The following is an 18,468-nucleotide window of genomic DNA, read 5'->3' as shown; positions in this document are numbered from 1 at the left end:
CATTTACCACACTTTTTTTATGGTTATGTGCGCCATAATACTTCGACGGAACAGTAAAACGAAGGGAAGAGGCGATAGTGTAATTAATTAAAGCAAGATAATACCCCTGTTGGATCAACCTTCGAGTCGATAACCGGCCATAAAGAAGCGAACCGCCATCCCGGAATGATTCTCTTTAAAGAAATCCATCACCATTTCTTTATCCAGACCATAGCGACGCGTCAGAATTCCGGCCTCCCACGCGCTAAGTTGACGATCGCCGGTCTTTTCGAACATACGGTGTGTAAAACCCAATACAAAGCCACGTTTATACTCAGAACAGAAATTCACCGCATGATGCGCGCTATATGCATATGGCGCGTGCAACCCGGCCATTAACCCTTTCCCAAAATGATTATTCATCTGACCTCCTTAGTCGCTATATAATAAATTATATAGCGACTGGTTAAATGAAGGCCAGCGCATTACGCGCTTTTTTGCTTCACATCAGAAGGCAACCCATTCATCAGTAGACTGTGCGGGAGCCGACGCCATTCTCTGAACGCCAGGCGCCGCTTTCGCCGTTACGCGTTGTTGCGGCTCACTAGCGGAAAGCCGGAACTGCTGTACGGAGCGTTGCAAATCCTCCGTCTGCCGTTCCAGCGCCGCCGCCGCCGCGGAAACCTGCTCAACCAGCGCGGCGTTTTGTTGCGTAACGCTATCCATTTGCGTGATCGCCACGCCAACCTGAGAAATACCTTTACTCTGTTCTTCGGAGGCGGACGCGATCTGTTTCATAATCGTCGTCACTTCCGTGACGCCGCGCAGGATGGCGTCCATCGTCGCGCCGGTCTCCTGGACCAACTGCGCGCCCTGCGCTACGCGACGTGCCGATTCGCCAATTAAAGCTTCAATTTCTTTCGCCGCCCCCGCGCTGCGGCTGGCCAGGTTACGTACCTCACCGGCGACCACCGCGAAGCCACGTCCCTGCTCGCCCGCTCTGGCCGCTTCTACCGCTGCGTTCAAGGCCAGAATATTGGTCTGGAAAGCAATACTATTAATCACGGTAGTAATTTCGGCGATCTGCTGCGAACTGGCGGAAATACCGTCCATTGTTTCTACCACATCGGAAACCAGTTCACCGCCTTTTCCTGCCGTTAGCGAGGCGGCATCCGCAAGCTGACTCGCCTGGCGAGCGTGTTCGGCGTTCATTTTCACCGTTGCGGTAAGCTGTTCCATGCTGGCGGCAGTTTCTTCCAGCGCGGCGGCCTGTTCTTCCGTTCGGGAAGAGAGATCGTTATTACCGGTAGAAATTTCCGTCGCGCCGCGCCAGATATTGTCGCTTCCGGCGCGGATCGTACTCACGGCTTCGCGTAAACTGTCCTGCATCGCGCGTAGTAGCGGCACCAACCGGCCTACGCAGTTACGCCCCAACGCTTCAATCGGCTGGCTAAGATCGCCTTGCGCGATGCGCTGAAATTGCTGACGGATGCGCTCCAGCGGTTTCACCATCATTGCAACCAGATAGCGATCGGTAAAAATCAGGATAGCAATGCCCAGAATCACCGCCGTGATAAGCAGGATGCGGATGGTATAGGTTTTACCATCGACCATCACGCGGGTGTTATCCAGCATGGCGCCAGCTTCATGACTAAACCGTTCCGCGCTGGCGCCGAACGCGCGACTGAGTGCGGGCGTGACCGTACTGGCATGTTCGCTCCAGGCGGTTAGCGATCCTTGCTGCGCCAGTTGCATTTGAGGAACGACGCCTTTCTCCAGCAAGGCCTGCCAGTTGGACAAGACCTCCCTTGAGATATCAGGGTTCATCGGCCCTGGCGATAGCGCTTTCATCTCCTCCAGCTTCTGACGCATATTCTCGAGCGACTGCCGGGCGGGCGCAAAATCGGGCGTGCCGCCGCCGATTTTTACATCCATCGCGCGGCTAAGGCGGGTAACAAAGCGGAAATATTGATCGTTACCCTGGCTTAGCACCGTCATTTGCCGCACAAGATGCCGGTCAATATCATTTCCTTCCGAAACTTCGGATAAAGCATGGACGCTGTATAACCCCACCCCCGACCAGAGTAGACAAAAAAGTCCCAGTATCGTCAGCATGACCATACGAATAGTAAAGTTTTGCAGCAAACGCATATGAATTTCCTTGCTGAATATAAGAGATTAGTCATCTGATGATGACGCACTCTCGTTATCGGCAAGGCGCGGAGAATATATAATGCATTCTCCATTTTTTTACAGTTATCGCCGTTTACGTACCCGCAGATGTTATATATCTGTGAACACAGAGAAAATCTTTTAGTCTTATTACTGAGTAAATGAATAGATGTAGTAAAAATATTGCGTAAGGCTGCAGGGAGACGGTTATCCGCCGTTAAAGAAGCGCTGTTTTACAGCCGGGCTCAGCGTCCTTTGCCCGACTGCCCCGCCGTTGACGGCGGCTCAATGGTTATGCCGCGTCAATCTGTCCAGATAGCCCATAACGAACGCCGACAGGACAAAGGTCAGATGGATGATGACATACCACATTAATTTGTTATCCGGGACGTTTTTCGCATCCATAAACACGCGTAACAGGTGAATGGAAGAGATAGCGACTATCGATGCCGCCACCTTATTTTTTAGCGACGTCGCATCCATTTTCCCCAGCCAGTTCAGCTTCTCCTTGCCCGCAGAGATATCCAGCTGAGAGACAAAATTCTCATACCCGGAGAACATGACCATTACCAGCAATCCGCCAACCAGCGTCATATCAACCAGCGATAACAGCACCAGGATCAGATCGGCCTCCGCCAGGGCAAAAACGTTCGGCAGAACGTGTAGAATTTCCTGGAAAAATTTTAGCGCTAAAGCGATCAGCGCCAAAGAGAGGCCAAAATACACCGGCGCGAGCAGCCAGCGAGACGCATACATTACATTTTCAAGAAAGCGTTCCATAGGGACCTGTCAGGTAACTAAAACCAGCAACAGTATATCTCAACCATGCAACATCAGATCAACATGCCAGTTAAGAGCCTATCCCACCAGGCGTTATTGGCGCAGCCAGTTTGGACACGGACAGCGCGCAAAAACCGGAGCGTACACGTAGTACGTGAGGTTTGACTCGCTACGCTCGCCCTTCGGGCCGCCGCAAGCGGCGTTCAAAACGCTAACGCGTTTTGGCGAGCACTGCCCAGGTCCAAAATGGCAAGTAAAATAGCCCTAATGGGATAGGCTCTAAATCTCATCCGGGTTAACCTGCGGGCGCTGATATTCCGGCCATACCAGCGCGACCAATGCCGGGTAGGCTTCAAGACTGAACTCGCGAAAACACTGGCGTAAATTAAGGACGTCCAAATCCGAATACGGCACCTTTTCTCCGTTCAGACAACGCTTCTTAATATTGTCGTAATACTTATAAACGGCAGAGTTAAGGTCGCTGCAACGACGCTGTGCGTCAAATAATCCAGGCGTTTCATTCAACTCAGTCATTGTCATTCGTTTTATCGTTGCATGAAGGAAATCGATATATTCATGGTTAACGCGCCAGTACCATACCGGCGTTATCGAATTCATTAATACTGAGAAATGATCTTCGCCCTCTTCCTTTGTCATGGGTTCAGTTTGATTTAAATTTACGATTTTTCCACCAGGACGTTTTTTATTAACCTCCCACATCAGGAAGAGTATCGCGCCGGTCAGTAATAGCAATATAATAACAGAATAAAAAATACTGTTCATAGCAGGCTCCATTTTTTTTGATTTTAAAATTACGCCATGTTATTGTCAACGAAACCTACACTATTAAAAATAGTATACCACTGATCGTAAAGGATATTTAGTCATGCTTCCTGAGCATCTGGTTTCCTCTCATTTTCGCCTGTCATCGCCGCCCCCTGAAGCCACAGAAAACAGTAAAAATTTGCCTAAGGGAAAGACAAAACTCAGCGATTACGAGCCCGATATTTTAATTAGCGCTAACGCTGCCGGGCAACACAGAAACGTATTATTTGAAGAACGCGACCGTCATATTAAAGAACGTCTGTATTGTGTGGCTAAAATTGAAACGTTTGCCCGCCTGATAAACGCACTACAGGCAGAAGGCGATATTGATGCCCAAACGCTAAGTAAAATACTGGCGGATAAAACCGCAATGATAAATGAAAAAGGCAATGCCATTTGGCTTAATTTAATCACTCGCGAAACCAATATGCCGCTATTTTATTCACTGGAAGATAAAGATGAAAGAAGTTGAAGACAATAACGTTTATTTGGCTTTAGACAACCATAAAAGTGATGAATTTATCTTAAAGCAAAATCTTGCAGCACTAATCGCCAGTAAAAATGCCACCCTGGAAAAGGTAACGCAGGAGGAGGTATCCATACCGGCGGCGTTAGTGCGCCTGAAGTGGCAAAACCGACGGGAGATGTATGCGTTACAGGTCAAAGAGGAGATTTATGGCGCGACCATCAATGCCATTATCGAGCAGCATCCTGAATTACGAGACAAAATTATGTCTCGTCTTGAAAGTGACTGGCAGCATCTGCTGGCTCGCGAGACGGCAACCTTACGTCTGATGCGTAAGCTTTCCGATGGCGACTACCGGACGCGCAACGTCACCACCGTCGCACGGCAAGAAAAATAACCTTCATGGCTAGTTAACTCTGTTGTGAATACGGGCGAAGCATAAGGATCGTTCTGATTCTCCCTCTTACGGTAGTAAAAGTGTCTACGCTTAAAGGGTGTTCAACCTGAAGGGAGAAGCTCAATGTCTCATCTATACGACCCTACCACGCAGTATTACACCGGCGAGTATCCTAAGCAAAAACAGCCGGCGCCCGGCGTCCAGGCGAAAATGACGCCTGTTCCTGACTGTGGTGAAAAAAGTTATGTCGGCAGTGGTCGCCTTAAAGATCGTAAGGCGCTGGTGACAGGGGGCGACTCCGGGATTGGGCGCGCTGCCGCTATCGCTTACGCGCGTGAAGGCGCAGATGTCGCGATCAACTACCTGCCAGCGGAAGAAGAGGACGCTCAGCAGGTTAAAGCGCTGATTGAGGAGTGCGGCCGTAAAGCGGTGTTATTGCCAGGCGATCTTAGCGACGAATCTTTCGCCCGTTCGCTGGTCCATAAGGCGCGTGAAGCGCTGGGCGGGCTGGACATTCTGGCGCTGGTAGCCGGTAAACAGACGGCAATCCCGGAGATAAAAGATCTGACCAGCGAGCAATTTCAGCAAACCTTCGCCGTTAACGTTTTTGCCCTGTTCTGGATAACCCAGGAAGCGATTCCGCTGCTGCCAAAAGGCGCCAGTATTATCACAACGTCGTCTATCCAGGCGTATCAGCCCAGTCCGCACCTGCTGGATTATGCGGCAACCAAGGCGGCAATCCTTAATTACAGCCGCGGCCTGGCGAAACAGGTGGCGGAAAAAGGAATTCGCGTGAATATTGTCGCGCCTGGCCCTATCTGGACAGCGCTGCAAATTTCCGGCGGCCAAACACAGGATAAAATTCCGCAGTTTGGCCAGCAGACGCCAATGAAGCGGGCCGGTCAACCGGCAGAGCTGGCGCCGGTGTATGTCTATCTGGCAAGCCAGGAATCAAGTTACGTTACCGCAGAAGTGCACGGCGTGTGCGGCGGGGAACATTTAGGCTAACGCATGAAGTCGATTAAGGTGGCGCAATTCTGTTAAGCAAGGCGCCATCTTAGGCAATAAAAAAAGCCGGGTGGCGACTTCGCCTTACCCGGCCTACAGTATCAGCAGAATATTTATTTCGCTTTCGCGGTCTCTTCGCCGACCAAACCAATCTTGAGATAGCCCGCCTGATGCAGCATATCCATCACTTTCATCAGGGTTTCATACTCTACGGTTTTATCCGCACGGAAGAAAATCGTAGTATCCTTTTTCCCTTCCGTCAGGGCCGTTAGCTCGGCAATCATCGTATCATCCGTCACCGGATCGTTACCGATAAACATGGTGTTATCCGCTTTCACCGACAGATAAACCGGTTTTTCCGGACGCGGCTGTGGCGTACTGGTAGAAGCGGGCAGATTCACCTTGACGTCCACCGTCGCCAGCGGCGCAGCCACCATAAAGATAATCAGCAGAACCAACATGACATCGATAAACGGCGTCACGTTGATTTCATGCATTTCGCCGTTGTCATCCAGGTTCTCGTTAAGACGCATTGCCATGACGCATTACCCTACCCGTAATTTCTGCGCGGCGCGTACCGGCTGCGCACTGGCGCTCGCATTCAGATCGAGATCGCGGCTTTGCAGCAGCAATACCTGCGCCGCCACGTCGCCCAGCGTCGCTTTGTAACTGCCTATCTGACGTGCGAAGATGTTGTAAATGACGACCGCCGGGATCGCGGCTACCAGCCCAATCGCCGTCGCCAGCAGCGCTTCCGCAATACCAGGAGCGACCACCGCCAGGTTGGTGGTCTGCGTTTGCGCAATACCGATGAAGCTATTCATAATGCCCCATACGGTGCCAAACAACCCGACGAAGGGGGAAATGGCGCCGATCGTCGCCAGATAACCGTTGCCTCGTCCCATGTAGCGGCCAACCGCTGCGACGCGACGTTCCAGACGGAAGCCGGTACGTTCTTTAATCCCTTCGTTATCTTCGCTGCCCTGAGAGAGTTCCAGTTCATTCTGCGCTTCATTGATGAGCTGTGCGCTGAGGCTTTTTGCGCTGAAACCTGCCGCAATGTCGGAAGCCTGATCTAAAGAGCGCGCATCGGCTAATTGCAGTTGTTCGCGCTTTAAGCGGCGCTTTTGCGTGAAAAATTCAACGCTTTTACTGAAGAAGATAGCCCAGGTGACGACTGACGCCAGAATCAAACCAATCATCACGCACTTCACGACAATATCGGCGTGCTGATACATGCCCCAGACGGAAAGATCCGTCTGCATCAAATTATTACCCACTCTGTATCTCCAGGACGCAAATCACAAAATCTGAGCATAATAATATCAAAACAACGTCGAATTGATAGTCGTTCTCATTACTATTTACATACTGCCGCACCTTTACTGCTTTTTCTTTGCGCTTACGCATTAAAAAAGCCACCTGTTTTTATTTTGGCAAAATTTTCATCTGTATCACACGTCGCCAGGGTGCAGATGGTTATATTCATGCTAGTTTAGACATCCAGACGGTTAAAATCAGGAAACGCAACATGACGGATAAACAGTTGGATACCAAACTGGTAAACGCAGGACGCAGCAAAAAATACACGCTTGGCTCAGTGAATAGTGTGATTCAACGCGCTTCTTCACTGGTGTTTGACACCGTCGAGGCCAAAAAACACGCTACCCGCAATCGCGCCAACGGCGAATTATTTTACGGACGCCGGGGAACGCTGACCCACTTTTCGCTCCAGGAAGCCATGTGTGAACTGGAAGGCGGCGCCGGATGCGCGCTCTTCCCGTGCGGCGCGGCGGCGGTTGCCAACACCATTCTGGCATTCGTTGAGCAGGGCGACCACATCCTGATGACCAACACAGCCTATGAACCCAGCCAGGATTTCTGCAGCAAAATTCTCGGCAAACTGGGCGTGACGACAAGCTGGTTCGACCCGCTCATCGGCGCTGATATCACGCAACATATTCAGCCGAACACGAAAGTCGTATTTCTGGAATCCCCCGGTTCTATTACCATGGAAGTACATGATATTCCGACCATTGTTAGTGCGGTCAGACGCGTCGCGCCAGAAGCCGTCATCATGATTGATAATACCTGGGCGGCTGGCGTTCTGTTCAAAGCTCTGGAATTCGATATTGATATCTCTATCCAGGCGGGCACTAAGTATCTGATTGGTCATTCTGATGCGATGGTCGGTACTGCCGTTGCAAATGCGCGCTGCTGGGAACAATTGCGGGAAAACGCCTATCTGATGGGGCAAATGCTCGACGCCGACACGGCTTATATGACCAGCCGCGGTCTGCGCACGCTCGGCGTCCGACTGCGCCAGCATCAAGAAAGCAGCCTCAAAATCGCCGCGTGGCTGGCGAACCATCCTCAGGTCGCGCGCGTTAATCATCCTGCCCTGCCGGGTAGCAAAGGTCATGCGTTCTGGAAACGAGACTTTACAGGCAGCAGCGGTCTGTTCTCCTTTGTGCTCAATAAAAAGCTGACCGAGGCAGAATTATCAGCCTATCTGGATAACTTTTCGCTGTTCAGTATGGCCTACTCCTGGGGAGGCTACGAATCGCTGATTATTGCTAATCAGCCGGAACAGATCGCCGCGATTCGTCCCGCAGGCGGCGTAGATTTTACCGGTACGCTGGTTCGGGTGCATATTGGTTTAGAGAGTGTTGATGATTTGATCGCTGATTTAGCCGCCGGCTTCGCCAGAATTGTGTAAAGTTGCCGGGGATGGACATATATGCAGACAATTTCCGTGGAAAAGTCTGCGTTTGTTGCGTCCGGGATCAAGGCATCCCGGACGATTCAGGAGTACAATAGGCGAATAAAAGCATAAATGCTGTTCCACAGGAAAGTTCATGGCTGTCATTCAAGATATTATCGCTGCGCTCTGGCAACATGATTTTGCCGCGCTGGCGAATCCACACGTTGTTAGCGTCGTCTACTTTGTCATGTTCGCCACGCTATTTTTAGAAAACGGTCTGCTGCCAGCATCATTCTTACCTGGCGATAGTCTGCTGCTACTGGCAGGCGCGTTGATCGCCCAGGATGTGATGCATTTTTTGCCGACGATTGGCATTCTCACCGCCGCGGCCAGTCTCGGCTGCTGGCTAAGTTATATCCAGGGACGCTGGCTCGGTAATACGCGTACCGTCAAAGGCTGGCTGGCGCAGCTTCCGGCAAAATATCATCAGCGCGCCACCTGTATGTTTGACCGTCACGGTTTGTTAGCGTTGCTTGCCGGGCGCTTTCTGGCGTTTGTCCGCACTCTGCTGCCAACAATGGCGGGTATTTCCGGCCTGTCCAACCGCCGGTTTCAGTTTTTTAACTGGTTAAGCGGCCTGCTGTGGGTGACTGTCGTGACCAGCTTCGGCTACGCGCTCAGTATGATCCCGTTTGTTAAGCGCCATGAAGACCAGGTAATGACATTTTTAATGATCCTTCCCGTCGCGCTACTGGTCGCCGGGCTGTTAGGTACTCTGGTCGTGGTGATTAAAAAGAAATACTGTAACGCCTGACGTATCCATAATCGGCCAGGATGGCCCGGTTACGCTTCGTTGACCCGTGGCGGGATGCCCCACTTAGCTCCCTTGCATTGTCCGCATTCTTGCCGCATCTTCGCCCGGCGTAACGCCAAAATAACGTTTAAACTCCCGGCTAAACTGCGATGCGCTCTCATAGCCGACCCGCATCGCCGCGGCGCTGGCCTTCATACCGTCGTGAATCATCATCATCCGCGCTTTATGCAGTCGGTAGCTTTTTAAATACTGCAACGGCGAGGTGCTGGTGACCGCCTTAAAATTATGGTGAAACGCCGACACGCTCATGTTCGCTTCTGCCGCCAGTTGCTCAACATTCAGGTTCTCGGTGTATTTCATTTCGATCTGTTTAAGTACGCGACTGATCAGGCTAAAGTGCGTCTGGCGACTAACCAGCGCAAGCAGCGCCCCGCCGCGCGGCCCCATCAGCACATGATAAAGAATTTCGCGAATAATCTGTTTTCCCAGAATCCGCGCATCCAGCGGGCGTTCCATCACATCCAGCAATCTTTCCACCGCGCATAAAATCTCGTCCGACAACGTGGCGGAGTTAATCCCGCTGGCCGCCATCGGCAACTGGAAACGCTCATCTTCGCCAATGTCCATGAGCAACTCTTGCAGTTGCAGCACATCAATGTCGAGCCGAATACCGGCCAACGGTACCTCCGGCGTCGCCCAGGTCTCGCATTCAAAAGGGAGCGGCACGGTCAGTAAGAGATATTCATTAGCGTCATAACGAAACTTGCGCTTGTTAATATAGCCAATTTTATGGCCGGAAAAGAGAAATATGATGCCAGGCTGATACATGACCGGCGTGCGCGGCCCCGGTTCAACACCATACAACAGACGAATGCCCGCCAGCCGCTCGCTGATTATTTTATCATTATTTTTTAAATGATTAATTTTATCCGCCAACTGTAAGCAAATTGCTTCACGATTCATAACGCGCCATTTTTTCATCAAATCCACTCCGCTGGATTGTGCGCATTTTTAGCGATTTTCTCCAGCATTCTGGAGAAATAGGCAAAACATTGGCAGAAATGTGCATTGAGAGACATCCCTCACAAGACCACAATGATGACCATCAGGCAGACAGCCGCCTGCCCTCTTTTTACCCACATAAGGGAATGAGCAATGAACAATTTCAAATTACATACCCCTACCCGCATTCTGTTTGGTAAAGGCGCTATCGTCGATCTTCGCGATCAGATCCCGCAGGACGCCCGCGTGCTGATTACCTATGGCGGCGGTAGCGTGAAAAAGACCGGCGTACTGGCGCAAGTTCAGGAAGCGTTAAAAGGACTGGATGTTCGGGAGTTTGGCGGTATTGAACCGAACCCGTCCTATGAAACGCTGATGAAGGCCGTGCAGCTTGTGCGCGACGAAAATATTACCTTCCTGCTGGCCGTTGGCGGCGGTTCCGTACTGGACGGCACCAAATTTATCGCCGCAGCGGCGCAGTATACGGACGGCGTCGATCCGTGGCACATTCTGGAAACCGGCGGTACTGAGATTCGTAGCGCAATCCCGATGGGGTCTGTGCTGACCCTACCGGCAACCGGCTCAGAATCGAACGCCGGCGCAGTCATTTCCCGTAAAACCACTGGCGACAAACAGGCCTTCCACTCCTCGTTCGTGCAACCGGTGTTTGCCGTACTGGACCCGGTCTACACCTATACATTGCCGCCGCGCCAGGTTGCGAACGGCGTCGTGGATGCTTTCGTCCATACCGTTGAGCAGTACGTCACTTACCCGGTTAACGGCAAAATTCAGGATCGTTTCGCCGAAGGTATTTTACTCACACTGATCGAAGAAGGTCCCAAAGCGCTGCAAGAGCCTGAAAACTATGACGTCCGCGCTAACGTGATGTGGGCCGCTACTCAGGCATTGAATGGCCTGATTGGCGCTGGTGTTCCGCAGGACTGGGCGACGCATATGCTGGGCCATGAGCTTACGGCGATGCACGGTCTCGATCATGCCCAGACGCTGGCTATCATTCTGCCTGCGCTATGGAACGAAAAACGAGACGTTAAACGCGCAAAACTCCTGCAATACGCTGAACGTGTATGGAATATCACCGACGGTTCCGACGACGAGCGTATTGATGCCGCCATTGCCGCCACCCGCCGTTTCTTCGAACAGATGGGCGTGCCTACCCACTTGTCCGATTACGGTCTGGATGGCAGCACTATTCCGGCGCTACTGGCTAAACTTGAGGCGCATGGATGCACAAATTTAGGTGAAAATCAGGATATTACGCTGGATGTCAGCCGTCGGATTTATGAAGCGGCGCGCTAAGGTTTTTTCGCCTCTGACTTTCGTTTTTGGCCATTTCGTCCAGACTTAAGTCACTTAGTCTCGCCGGACCCGACTCCGGCGAGCCAATTAAAAGAGGAACACATCATGGCTAATCCAACCATTATCAGGCTACAGGATGGCAACGTAATGCCACAACTTGGGCTGGGAGTCTGGAAAGCAAGCAATGAAGAGGTGATCGCGGCGATTCATAAAGCGCTGGAGGTGGGCTATCGATCGATTGATACCGCCACAGCATATCAGAATGAAGAAGGCGTCGGCAAAGCGCTAAAAGCAGCGAGCGTGGCGCGGGAAGAGCTGTTTATCACCACTAAGTTGTGGAATGACGATCAAAAACGTCCCCGCGAAGCCCTGCAGGAGAGTCTGAAAAAACTGCAACTTGATTATCTCGATCTCTATCTGATGCACTGGCCCGTACCGGCTATCGATCACTATGTCGACGCCTGGAAGGGCATGATCGCGCTGCAAAAAGAGGGGCTGGTAAAGAGTATCGGGGTCTGTAACTTTCAGATCCATCACCTCCAGCGTCTGATCGATGAAACCGGCGTTACCCCTGTGATCAACCAGATCGAGCTTCACCCCTTGATGCAACAGCGCCAGCTACATGCGTGGAATGCGACGCATAAAATCCAGACCGAGTCCTGGAGCCCGCTGGCGCAGGGTGGCGAAGGCGTATTCGATCAGAAAGTGATTCGCGAACTGGCGGATAAATACGGCAAAACGCCCGCCCAGATTGTTATTCGCTGGCATCTGGACTGCGGGCTGGTCGTCATTCCGAAATCCGTCACCCCTTCCCGTATCGCGGAAAACTTTGCTGTCTGGGATTTCCGTCTCGATAAAGATGAATTAGGCGAGATCGCAAAACTGGATCAAGGAAAACGCCTCGGCCCCGATCCGGATCAGTTCGGCGGTTAAGCCGGATTTATCGCACGCCATGCCCGACGATGTCGTCGGGCTTTTTTTCATTTAGAAATATTAAGAAACAATTACGCGCATTTAACAGTATATTTCCCCCACACACAAGTGCAGAATTATTCTGATTTTATGAATATTTATTCATAATTATTATCAATTTACTTAATGTATATAAAATATTTATGGATGTGTGATTGTGGCGGAAAAAAAATCTCAGGGCGTCAAATGGCTCCCATTAATTCTTATTCTGGTTATCGCCGCCGGACTGTGGCAGCTAACGCCCCCTTCCGGGTTAAGCGCGCCGGCCTGGCATTCCGCGATTATTTTTGTCGCGACGATCGCCTCTATCGTGGCGAAAGTGCTGCCTATTGGCGCGGTCGGTATTATTGGCATCACCGTCTTTGCGCTCGCCTATGCTGCCGGCGACAAAACGGCCAGCGGCGCGATTACCACGGCCTTGAGCGAGCTGAACAGTTCGCTGATCTGGCTTATCGTCGTCGCCTTTATGATTGCCCGTGGGTTTATCAAAACCGGGCTGGGTCGGCGTATCGCCCTACAAATGATCCGTCTGTTAGGTAAACGAACGCTGGGTCTGGCTTATGGTCTGGCGTTTGCCGATCTGATCCTCTCCCCCGCGATGCCCAGTAACACCGCGCGCTGCGGCGGCGTGATTTACCCGATCGCCGACTCGCTGGCGCGCAGCTTTGATTCACATCCGGAAGATGAGTCTCGCAGCAAAATCGGCACCTTTCTGATCACCTGTATTGGCAATGTTAACGACGTCACTGCCGCACTGTTTATGACCGGTTATACGGGTAACCTGCTGGCGGTAAAACTGGCGGCGAACGCCGGCGTTACGTTGAGCTGGGGAAGCTGGTTTATCGCCGCGCTCCTGCCTTGCCTGGTCTCTTTTCTTATCGTCCCGCTGCTGGTCTACTGGCTGACGCGTCCGGAAATTAAACATACGCCGGATGCGCCGGATTTGGCGCGCAAAGAGCTGGCGCAAATGGGCAGTATGACGCGCGGCGAGTGGCTGATGCTGGCGACCGTCGGCGTGTTGCTGGTGCTATGGATTTTTGGCAGCTCGCTCGGCGTGGATGCCACGACGGCCTCTTTTGTCGGTCTCTCTATTTTATTACTGAGCGGCGTGCTCACCTGGGAAGACGTTAAAAGCGAAAAAGGCGCCTGGGATACGTTGATTTGGTTTGCCGCGCTGCTGATGATGGCTAACCAGTTGAAGAAACTAGGATTCACCAGTTGGTTTGGCAACCTGATTGGCGACAGCATCGGCAGTACGATGCATGGAACCAGTTGGATAATCATCCTGCTGCTGCTTAACGCAGCCTATTTTTATACCCACTATTTTTTCGCCAGCGGCAACGCGCAAATCGCCGCGCTGTATGCGGTGTTTCTGGGTGTCGGCCTGCATCTGAATATACCGGCGGTGCCGATGGCGCTCATGCTGGCGTTTACCAGCAGCCTGTACTGCTCTCTTACGCAGTATACCCACGCACGCGGCCCCATTCTTTTTGGCGCCGGCTATGTACCGACGGGCGTCTGGTGGCGAACGGGATTTATTATCAGCCTCTTTAACCAGGCGGTCTTTTTGACAGTCGGCCTCGCATGGTGGAAAGTGTTAGGGTTGTATTAAACGCTTAACGCATCGATAACCCCCTCGGTTAACGGAGAAATGGAATGACCTGCATTTTCTGTCAAATAGTTGAAGGTAAAGCACCTTGTCATAAAGTTTGGGAAGATGAGCATCACCTGGCTTTTTTGTCGATTTTTCCGAATACCGATGGGTTTACCGTAGTGATCCCGAAAAAACATTACCCCAGCTACGCGTTCGATCTACCGCCGCAGGCGTTAGCGGACCTGATGCTGGCGACCCAAAAAGTGGCTAAGAAACTGGATAAGGCTTTCCCGGATGTCAGTCGTACGGGAATGTTCTTCGAAGGTTTCGGCGTAGACCATGTGCACAGTAAATTAAGCCCCATGCACGGTACTGGCGATTTAGCCCACTGGAAACCGATTGAATCGCGGCAGAATAAATTTTTCGAACAGTATGAAGGATATCTGTCGTCACACGATCATGAACGGGCTGATGATGAAAAACTGGCCGCGCTGGCGGCCAGAATTCGTGAGGCATAAATACGGAGCACTTCTGCCGGATGGTGTTCGGCCTGGGTCGATCTGTGGGCCTGATAAACACAGCGCCATCAGGCAAAATAATCGCTGGATCGCGGCTTCGCCTTATCCAGCCTGACAGGGTACCTGTAAAACCGTTTAACGCCCTGCGCCTTTCCCGCGCTTCTTATTAGCGGCAAGCCCCTGCCGCTGATGTTCCACCGGCGTATGCTTGGTCAACGCCGGGCGCGTGTTGCGGTTCTGGCGACGCGCTTCGCGCATCTCTTCAATGGTCGGCGCAGGCACCAGACACTCACGGCGACCGCCAATCAGGTGCTTTTTGCCCATCGCTTCCAGCGCCTGACGAATCAGCGGCCAGTTCGCCGGATCGTGATAACGCAGCAGCGCCTTATGCAGGCGACGTTGCCTGTCTCCCTTCGGCACCACCACATCTTCACTCTTATAACCAATTTTACCCAGCGGGTTTTTGCCGGTGTAATACATGGTGGTCGAATTCGCCAACGGCGACGGGTAGAAGTTCTGCACCTGATCCAAACGGAAGCGGTGGCGCTTGAGCCACAGCGCCAGATTCACCATATCCTCGTCCCGCGTGCCCGGATGCGCAGAGATAAAATACGGGATCAGATACTGCTCTTTTCCGGCCTGTTTAGAGTAAAGGTCAAATAACTCTTTAAAGCGATCGTAGCTGCCCATCCCCGGCTTCATCATTTTCGACAGCGGCCCTTCTTCAGTATGCTCCGGCGCAATCTTCAGATAGCCGCCCACATGATGGCTCGCCAGCTCTTTAATATAGCGAGGATCCTCTACGGCGATGTCGTAGCGCACGCCGGAGGCAATTAAGATTTTCTTAATGCCTTTCAGCTCACGGGCACGGCGATAAAGATTGATCGTCGGCGTATGGTCAGTATCCATATGCGGACAGATATCCGGATAGACGCATGACAGGCGACGACAGGTCTGCTCCGCACGCGGCGACTTACAGCGCAGCATATACATGTTCGCGGTAGGACCGCCCAGATCGGAGATCACGCCGGTAAACCCCGGCACCGTGTCGCGGATCGCTTCGATCTCGTTGATAATAGAGTCTTCCGAGCGGCTCTGAATGATGCGCCCTTCATGTTCAGTGATCGAGCAGAAAGAGCAGCCGCCAAAGCAGCCGCGCATGATATTGATCGAAAAGCGGATCATCTCATAGGCCGGAATACGGGCATTGCCGTAAGCCGGGTGCGGCACACGCTGATACGGCAGCGCAAACACGCTATCCATCTCTTCAGTGGAGAGCGGTATGGCGGGCGGGTTGATCCAGACATAGCGGTCGCCGTGTTTTTGCATCAGCGCCCGCGCGCAGCCAGGGTTAGTTTCGTGATGCAGAATACGCGACGCATGGGCGTACAGCACCTTGTCGCCTTTCACCTTTTCAAAGGATGGCAGCAGGATATAGGTTTTTTCCCACGGCTTCGGACGCGGCGGCTGCACGGTAATCGCCTTGGCTTCTTGCTTTTTCGGCGCGACGGGTTTGTTGTCGGCGCACGGCAGGTCTTCGCCATAGGGATGGGGAATTGGATCGATTTTACCCGGCGTGTCCAGACGAGTGGAGTCGACGCCGCTCCAGCCAGGCAGAGCTTCTTTAACCATAATCGCAGTGTTACGCACATCGCGAATCTGATCGATGGTTTCGCCCATTGCCAGACGGTGCGCCACTTCCACCAGCGGACGCTCGCCGTTGCCAAACATCAGCATGTCGGCTTTGGAATCGACTAACACTGAACGACGCACAGTATCAGACCAGTAGTCGTAATGCGCGGTACGGCGCAGACTGGCCTCAATGCCGCCAAGGATCACCGGGACATCTTTCCACGCTTCTTTGCAACGCTGGGTATAGACCAGCGTGGCGCGGTCCGGGCGTTTGCCCGCGACGTTATCCGGGGTGTAGGCGTCATCGTGGCGCAGCTTACGGTCAGCGGTGTAACGGTTGATCATCGAGTCCATGTTGCCAGCGGTGACGCCGAAGAACAGGTTCGGTTTACCCAGACGCATAAAGTCGTCTTTGCTGTTCCAGTCCGGCTGGGCGATGATCCCCACGCGGAAGCCCTGCGCTTCCAGCATACGGCCGCAAATCGCCATGCCGAAGCTCGGATGATCGACATACGCGTCGCCCGTCACCAGAATGATGTCGCAGCTATCCCAGCCAAGTTGATCCATCTCTTCACGTGACATCGGCAAAAACGGCGCCGGCCCAAAACAGGCGGCCCAGTACTGCGGCCAGGAGAAAAGGTCGCGATCCGGTTGGATCAGGGAGATAGCGCTCATATTGCTTCCAAAACGATTGGCAAAAAAATAATCAAAGGTCGGGGATTATAAGCTGGAATGGAAGAGAAATCGAATTGATTGGTGAGGCTGCACTCTGTAGCGGGGCCGATTGCCTGCCCCGTCGGTTATCGTACTTATGGACGAGCAGGCATATCTGCTACTTTGATAATAGGATTTTGTTCTTCGAGCAAATTCAACAGTACCGGCGTGACATGATACATGGATTCTGCAATCATGACTTTCCCTCGCAGGGTGATTTTCTTCCCTATAAACCGTTGATAATAATTGTATTTTTCAGGCGGAAGAATGAGCTGGACATAGCGATCCCAGTCAGGTTGGTCCATCATGGCCCCTGCCACACACTGAAGGTTTATTGTTTTTAATTCGAGATCTTTATCCGAGTGTTGGCCTTGATTATCTTCAATGACGTGCTCGCGTTTGACCATCATACCTTCCAGTTCAATCGTGTCACCCTCTTTGTTGCAGGAAGAATCAAAGTTCACATAAGCGAGAACATATTTCCCTTTCTTTTCATCAAACTCAAAAGTGGAATTGTAATAAATACCTAAAGGTTCGCTGTATAAAAAGGAGTAGCGCTTATAGCTCTCGATATCGCGTTGACAGTTTCCGCCGCCATTGATCATTAAGTCTCTGTATTTTTGCCATACTTTTTCTAAATTGATTGGCTGATCTGCACCAGTCGTAAGGTATTCTGCCGTATTGTCCATGACATATTTGATATTATTCGCTTTCAGCGCCTCACAAAAATCGGTTGTGTTCTGAATATACAGCGCCTTTTTACGCTGTGACTCAGGAGAAAGCAGCTCTTTGAGGAGTTTGATATTACGATGCTCTGTCTCGGTAATGAGGTAATCAACGTTCGCATAGCGTGGGCGATACCACGGCTGCTGTCGGAAGTACCGATCCATCTCACCGCCCGGTCTGAAAATATAACCGTGACGAGCATAAATCTCATTAAGCATAATTTTAAGATCGGCTATCGAGGTTGCGCTGGTTTGCACGCTTCTTACCTGAAGCCAGGTCCGCGAGGCTTCAGGAAATCGGCCTTCCAGCGTGATGTGCTCTATCTGCGGTGCAAAAGCAAGATAGCTGCCGTAATCCAACAGAGTTCCCTTCGTCCCCATGGGAATGAGTCCTTTCCTTTTAGGCGTCACGAGAAAATCGATACAGCGCGTATGCTCACTTCCAGTAATCACCGAATGGTCATTCTCTTGTTCAAAAAACTGGATGTCACACCACGGCGCGCCACTCATCATAGAAAAATCGTCAGGAACAACGCGCTGCCATTTTCGAACGTCGGGCAACTCAGCGTAAAACCCGAGCCACTCATCTGCAGTGGCGGTATAATCATCGTTTTCGCTGCCATAAAAGGGTTCGCGACTGTCACCGAAAAAGATAAAGTCATTAAGCGTGTAGTCTGTGACCTTGCCCTGAAAATAGATTTTTTTATTTTCGATCTCAGGGCGGAATTTTAGTTCCGCATTAGCTGAGAAGATAAACAGGCACATAAATATAAATAAAAAACATTTTTTCATTATTTACCACTCCCTGTATCTCTCTTAACAATCAATGTAATTTTAATTATCAGAGCA

The 18,468-nt window shown here is 51.7% G+C and carries 17 protein-coding genes and 1 pseudogene; 9 read left to right on the top strand and 9 right to left on the bottom strand.

The annotated features are described in order from the left end of the window. Positions 1-114: 114 nt before the first annotated feature. From NA197_RS05645 to NA197_RS05630, 4 genes are all read right to left on the bottom strand, one after another. Complete coding sequence (locus NA197_RS05645) at positions 115-402, bottom strand: DUF2623 family protein (RefSeq protein WP_001059119.1); 288 nt, start codon at positions 400-402, stop codon at positions 115-117. Between the two features lie 84 nt (positions 403-486). Further along, positions 487-2,130 (bottom strand): methyl-accepting chemotaxis protein, encoded by a 1,644-nt coding sequence (locus NA197_RS05640; RefSeq protein ID WP_064043155.1) that lies wholly within the window; start codon positions 2,128-2,130, stop codon positions 487-489. A 306-nt stretch (positions 2,131-2,436) separates the two neighbouring features. Further along, positions 2,437-2,931: a TIGR00645 family protein gene (locus tag NA197_RS05635; RefSeq protein ID WP_000439335.1), complete on the bottom strand. Its 495-nt coding sequence runs from the start codon at positions 2,929-2,931 to the stop codon at positions 2,437-2,439. Between the two features lie 279 nt (positions 2,932-3,210). Continuing rightward, positions 3,211-3,714: an ESA_00282 family adhesion-associated protein gene (locus NA197_RS05630; RefSeq protein WP_001519110.1), complete on the bottom strand. Its 504-nt coding sequence runs from the start codon at positions 3,712-3,714 to the stop codon at positions 3,211-3,213. Between the two features lie 103 nt (positions 3,715-3,817). Between NA197_RS05630 and NA197_RS05625 the strand changes: the two genes are divergently transcribed. The 3 genes from NA197_RS05625 to NA197_RS05615 all read left to right on the top strand — a co-directional run bounded on the left by NA197_RS05625 (position 3,818) and on the right by NA197_RS05615 (position 5,627). Beyond that, positions 3,818-4,228 (top strand): hypothetical protein, encoded by a 411-nt coding sequence (locus NA197_RS05625; protein WP_000936446.1) that lies wholly within the window; start codon positions 3,818-3,820, stop codon positions 4,226-4,228. Further along, positions 4,215-4,619 (top strand): hypothetical protein, encoded by a 405-nt coding sequence (locus NA197_RS05620; RefSeq protein ID WP_021294050.1) that lies wholly within the window; start codon positions 4,215-4,217, stop codon positions 4,617-4,619. Before NA197_RS05625 ends, NA197_RS05620 begins: the two co-directional genes overlap by 14 nt. Positions 4,620-4,742: 123 nt before the next feature. After that, entirely contained in the window at positions 4,743-5,627 is an 885-nt protein-coding gene (locus tag NA197_RS05615) for an SDR family oxidoreductase (protein ID WP_000019032.1), read from the top strand. Positions 5,628-5,740: 113 nt separating this feature from the next. On the opposite strand, the gene exbD is transcribed toward NA197_RS05615, so the two are convergent. Then, complete coding sequence (gene exbD / locus NA197_RS05610) at positions 5,741-6,166, bottom strand: TonB system transport protein ExbD (RefSeq protein ID WP_001251476.1); 426 nt, start codon at positions 6,164-6,166, stop codon at positions 5,741-5,743. A gap of 6 nt (positions 6,167-6,172) precedes the next feature. Continuing rightward, positions 6,173-6,907, bottom strand: a complete 735-nt coding sequence (gene exbB / locus NA197_RS05605) for a tol-pal system-associated acyl-CoA thioesterase (protein ID WP_000527859.1) — start codon at positions 6,905-6,907, stop codon at positions 6,173-6,175. Between the two features lie 251 nt (positions 6,908-7,158). Between exbB and metC the strand changes: the two genes are divergently transcribed. After that, positions 7,159-8,346 carry a cystathionine beta-lyase gene (gene metC, locus NA197_RS05600; RefSeq protein WP_000130270.1) on the top strand — a complete coding sequence of 396 codons (1,188 nt, stop codon included), beginning with the start codon at positions 7,159-7,161 and terminating at the stop codon, positions 8,344-8,346. 139 nt (positions 8,347-8,485) lie between these two features. Further along, on the top strand, positions 8,486-9,145 hold the full coding sequence (gene yghB, locus NA197_RS05595; RefSeq protein ID WP_000268441.1) for a DedA family general envelope maintenance protein YghB: 660 nt from the start codon (positions 8,486-8,488) through the stop codon (positions 9,143-9,145). Between the two features lie 63 nt (positions 9,146-9,208). Here the strand turns inward: yghB and NA197_RS05590 are convergent, their stop codons facing one another. Then, positions 9,209-10,108, bottom strand: a complete 900-nt coding sequence (locus NA197_RS05590; RefSeq protein ID WP_001078198.1) for an AraC family transcriptional regulator — start codon at positions 10,106-10,108, stop codon at positions 9,209-9,211. Positions 10,109-10,300: 192 nt separating this feature from the next. Between NA197_RS05590 and yqhD the strand changes: the two genes are divergently transcribed. The 4 genes and pseudogenes from yqhD (at position 10,301) to NA197_RS05570 (ending at position 14,548) form a co-directional block, all read left to right on the top strand. Next, positions 10,301-11,464 carry an alcohol dehydrogenase gene (gene yqhD, locus NA197_RS05585; protein ID WP_001058720.1) on the top strand — a complete coding sequence of 388 codons (1,164 nt, stop codon included), beginning with the start codon at positions 10,301-10,303 and terminating at the stop codon, positions 11,462-11,464. A gap of 105 nt (positions 11,465-11,569) precedes the next feature. After that, a complete protein-coding gene (dkgA, locus tag NA197_RS05580; RefSeq protein WP_000013100.1) occupies positions 11,570-12,397 on the top strand; it encodes a 2,5-didehydrogluconate reductase DkgA in 828 nt (275 codons plus the stop codon). Between the two features lie 165 nt (positions 12,398-12,562). Further along, positions 12,563-14,048 (top strand): annotated as a pseudogene (locus NA197_RS05575) (DASS family sodium-coupled anion symporter). Between the two features lie 44 nt (positions 14,049-14,092). After that, entirely contained in the window at positions 14,093-14,548 is a 456-nt protein-coding gene (locus NA197_RS05570) for an HIT family protein (protein WP_000128238.1), read from the top strand. Between the two features lie 135 nt (positions 14,549-14,683). Here the strand turns inward: NA197_RS05570 and NA197_RS05565 are convergent, their stop codons facing one another. Together NA197_RS05565 and NA197_RS05560 are read right to left on the bottom strand one after the other, a co-directional pair. Continuing rightward, complete coding sequence (locus NA197_RS05565; RefSeq protein WP_001274469.1) at positions 14,684-16,855, bottom strand: YgiQ family radical SAM protein; 2,172 nt, start codon at positions 16,853-16,855, stop codon at positions 14,684-14,686. 134 nt (positions 16,856-16,989) lie between these two features. Beyond that, positions 16,990-18,411, bottom strand: coding sequence for a DUF4459 domain-containing protein (locus NA197_RS05560; protein WP_048591998.1), 1,422 nt, complete (start codon positions 18,409-18,411; stop codon positions 16,990-16,992). Between the last annotated feature and the right edge of the window lie 57 nt (positions 18,412-18,468).

Source organism: Salmonella sp. NW884 (assembly GCF_051700745.1).
Lineage (GTDB): Bacteria > Pseudomonadota > Gammaproteobacteria > Enterobacterales > Enterobacteriaceae > Salmonella > Salmonella enterica.
This window is presented reverse-complemented; position numbering and strand designations above follow the sequence as displayed.

Bases quoted from the DNA above. Each gene is read 5' to 3' on its own strand.
- metC (WP_000130270.1), top strand. From the start codon at position 7,159: ATGACGGATAAACAGTTGGATACCAAACTGGTAAACGCAGGACGCAGC.
- NA197_RS05615 (WP_000019032.1), top strand. From the start codon at position 4,743: ATGTCTCATCTATACGACCCTACCACGCAGTATTACACCGGCGAGTAT.
- NA197_RS05590 (WP_001078198.1), bottom strand. From the start codon at position 10,108: ATGAATCGTGAAGCAATTTGCTTACAGTTGGCGGATAAAATTAATCAT.
- NA197_RS05630 (WP_001519110.1), bottom strand. From the start codon at position 3,714: ATGAACAGTATTTTTTATTCTGTTATTATATTGCTATTACTGACCGGC.
- NA197_RS05625 (WP_000936446.1), top strand. From the start codon at position 3,818: ATGCTTCCTGAGCATCTGGTTTCCTCTCATTTTCGCCTGTCATCGCCG.
- NA197_RS05570 (WP_000128238.1), top strand. From the start codon at position 14,093: ATGACCTGCATTTTCTGTCAAATAGTTGAAGGTAAAGCACCTTGTCAT.
- exbD (WP_001251476.1), bottom strand. From the start codon at position 6,166: ATGGCAATGCGTCTTAACGAGAACCTGGATGACAACGGCGAAATGCAT.
- yqhD (WP_001058720.1), top strand. From the start codon at position 10,301: ATGAACAATTTCAAATTACATACCCCTACCCGCATTCTGTTTGGTAAA.
- NA197_RS05565 (WP_001274469.1), bottom strand. From the start codon at position 16,855: ATGAGCGCTATCTCCCTGATCCAACCGGATCGCGACCTTTTCTCCTGG.
- dkgA (WP_000013100.1), top strand. From the start codon at position 11,570: ATGGCTAATCCAACCATTATCAGGCTACAGGATGGCAACGTAATGCCA.
- NA197_RS05645 (WP_001059119.1), bottom strand. From the start codon at position 402: ATGAATAATCATTTTGGGAAAGGGTTAATGGCCGGGTTGCACGCGCCA.
- NA197_RS05560 (WP_048591998.1), bottom strand. From the start codon at position 18,411: ATGAAAAAATGTTTTTTATTTATATTTATGTGCCTGTTTATCTTCTCA.
- NA197_RS05640 (WP_064043155.1), bottom strand. From the start codon at position 2,130: ATGCGTTTGCTGCAAAACTTTACTATTCGTATGGTCATGCTGACGATA.
- NA197_RS05620 (WP_021294050.1), top strand. From the start codon at position 4,215: ATGAAAGAAGTTGAAGACAATAACGTTTATTTGGCTTTAGACAACCAT.
- yghB (WP_000268441.1), top strand. From the start codon at position 8,486: ATGGCTGTCATTCAAGATATTATCGCTGCGCTCTGGCAACATGATTTT.
- NA197_RS05635 (WP_000439335.1), bottom strand. From the start codon at position 2,931: ATGGAACGCTTTCTTGAAAATGTAATGTATGCGTCTCGCTGGCTGCTC.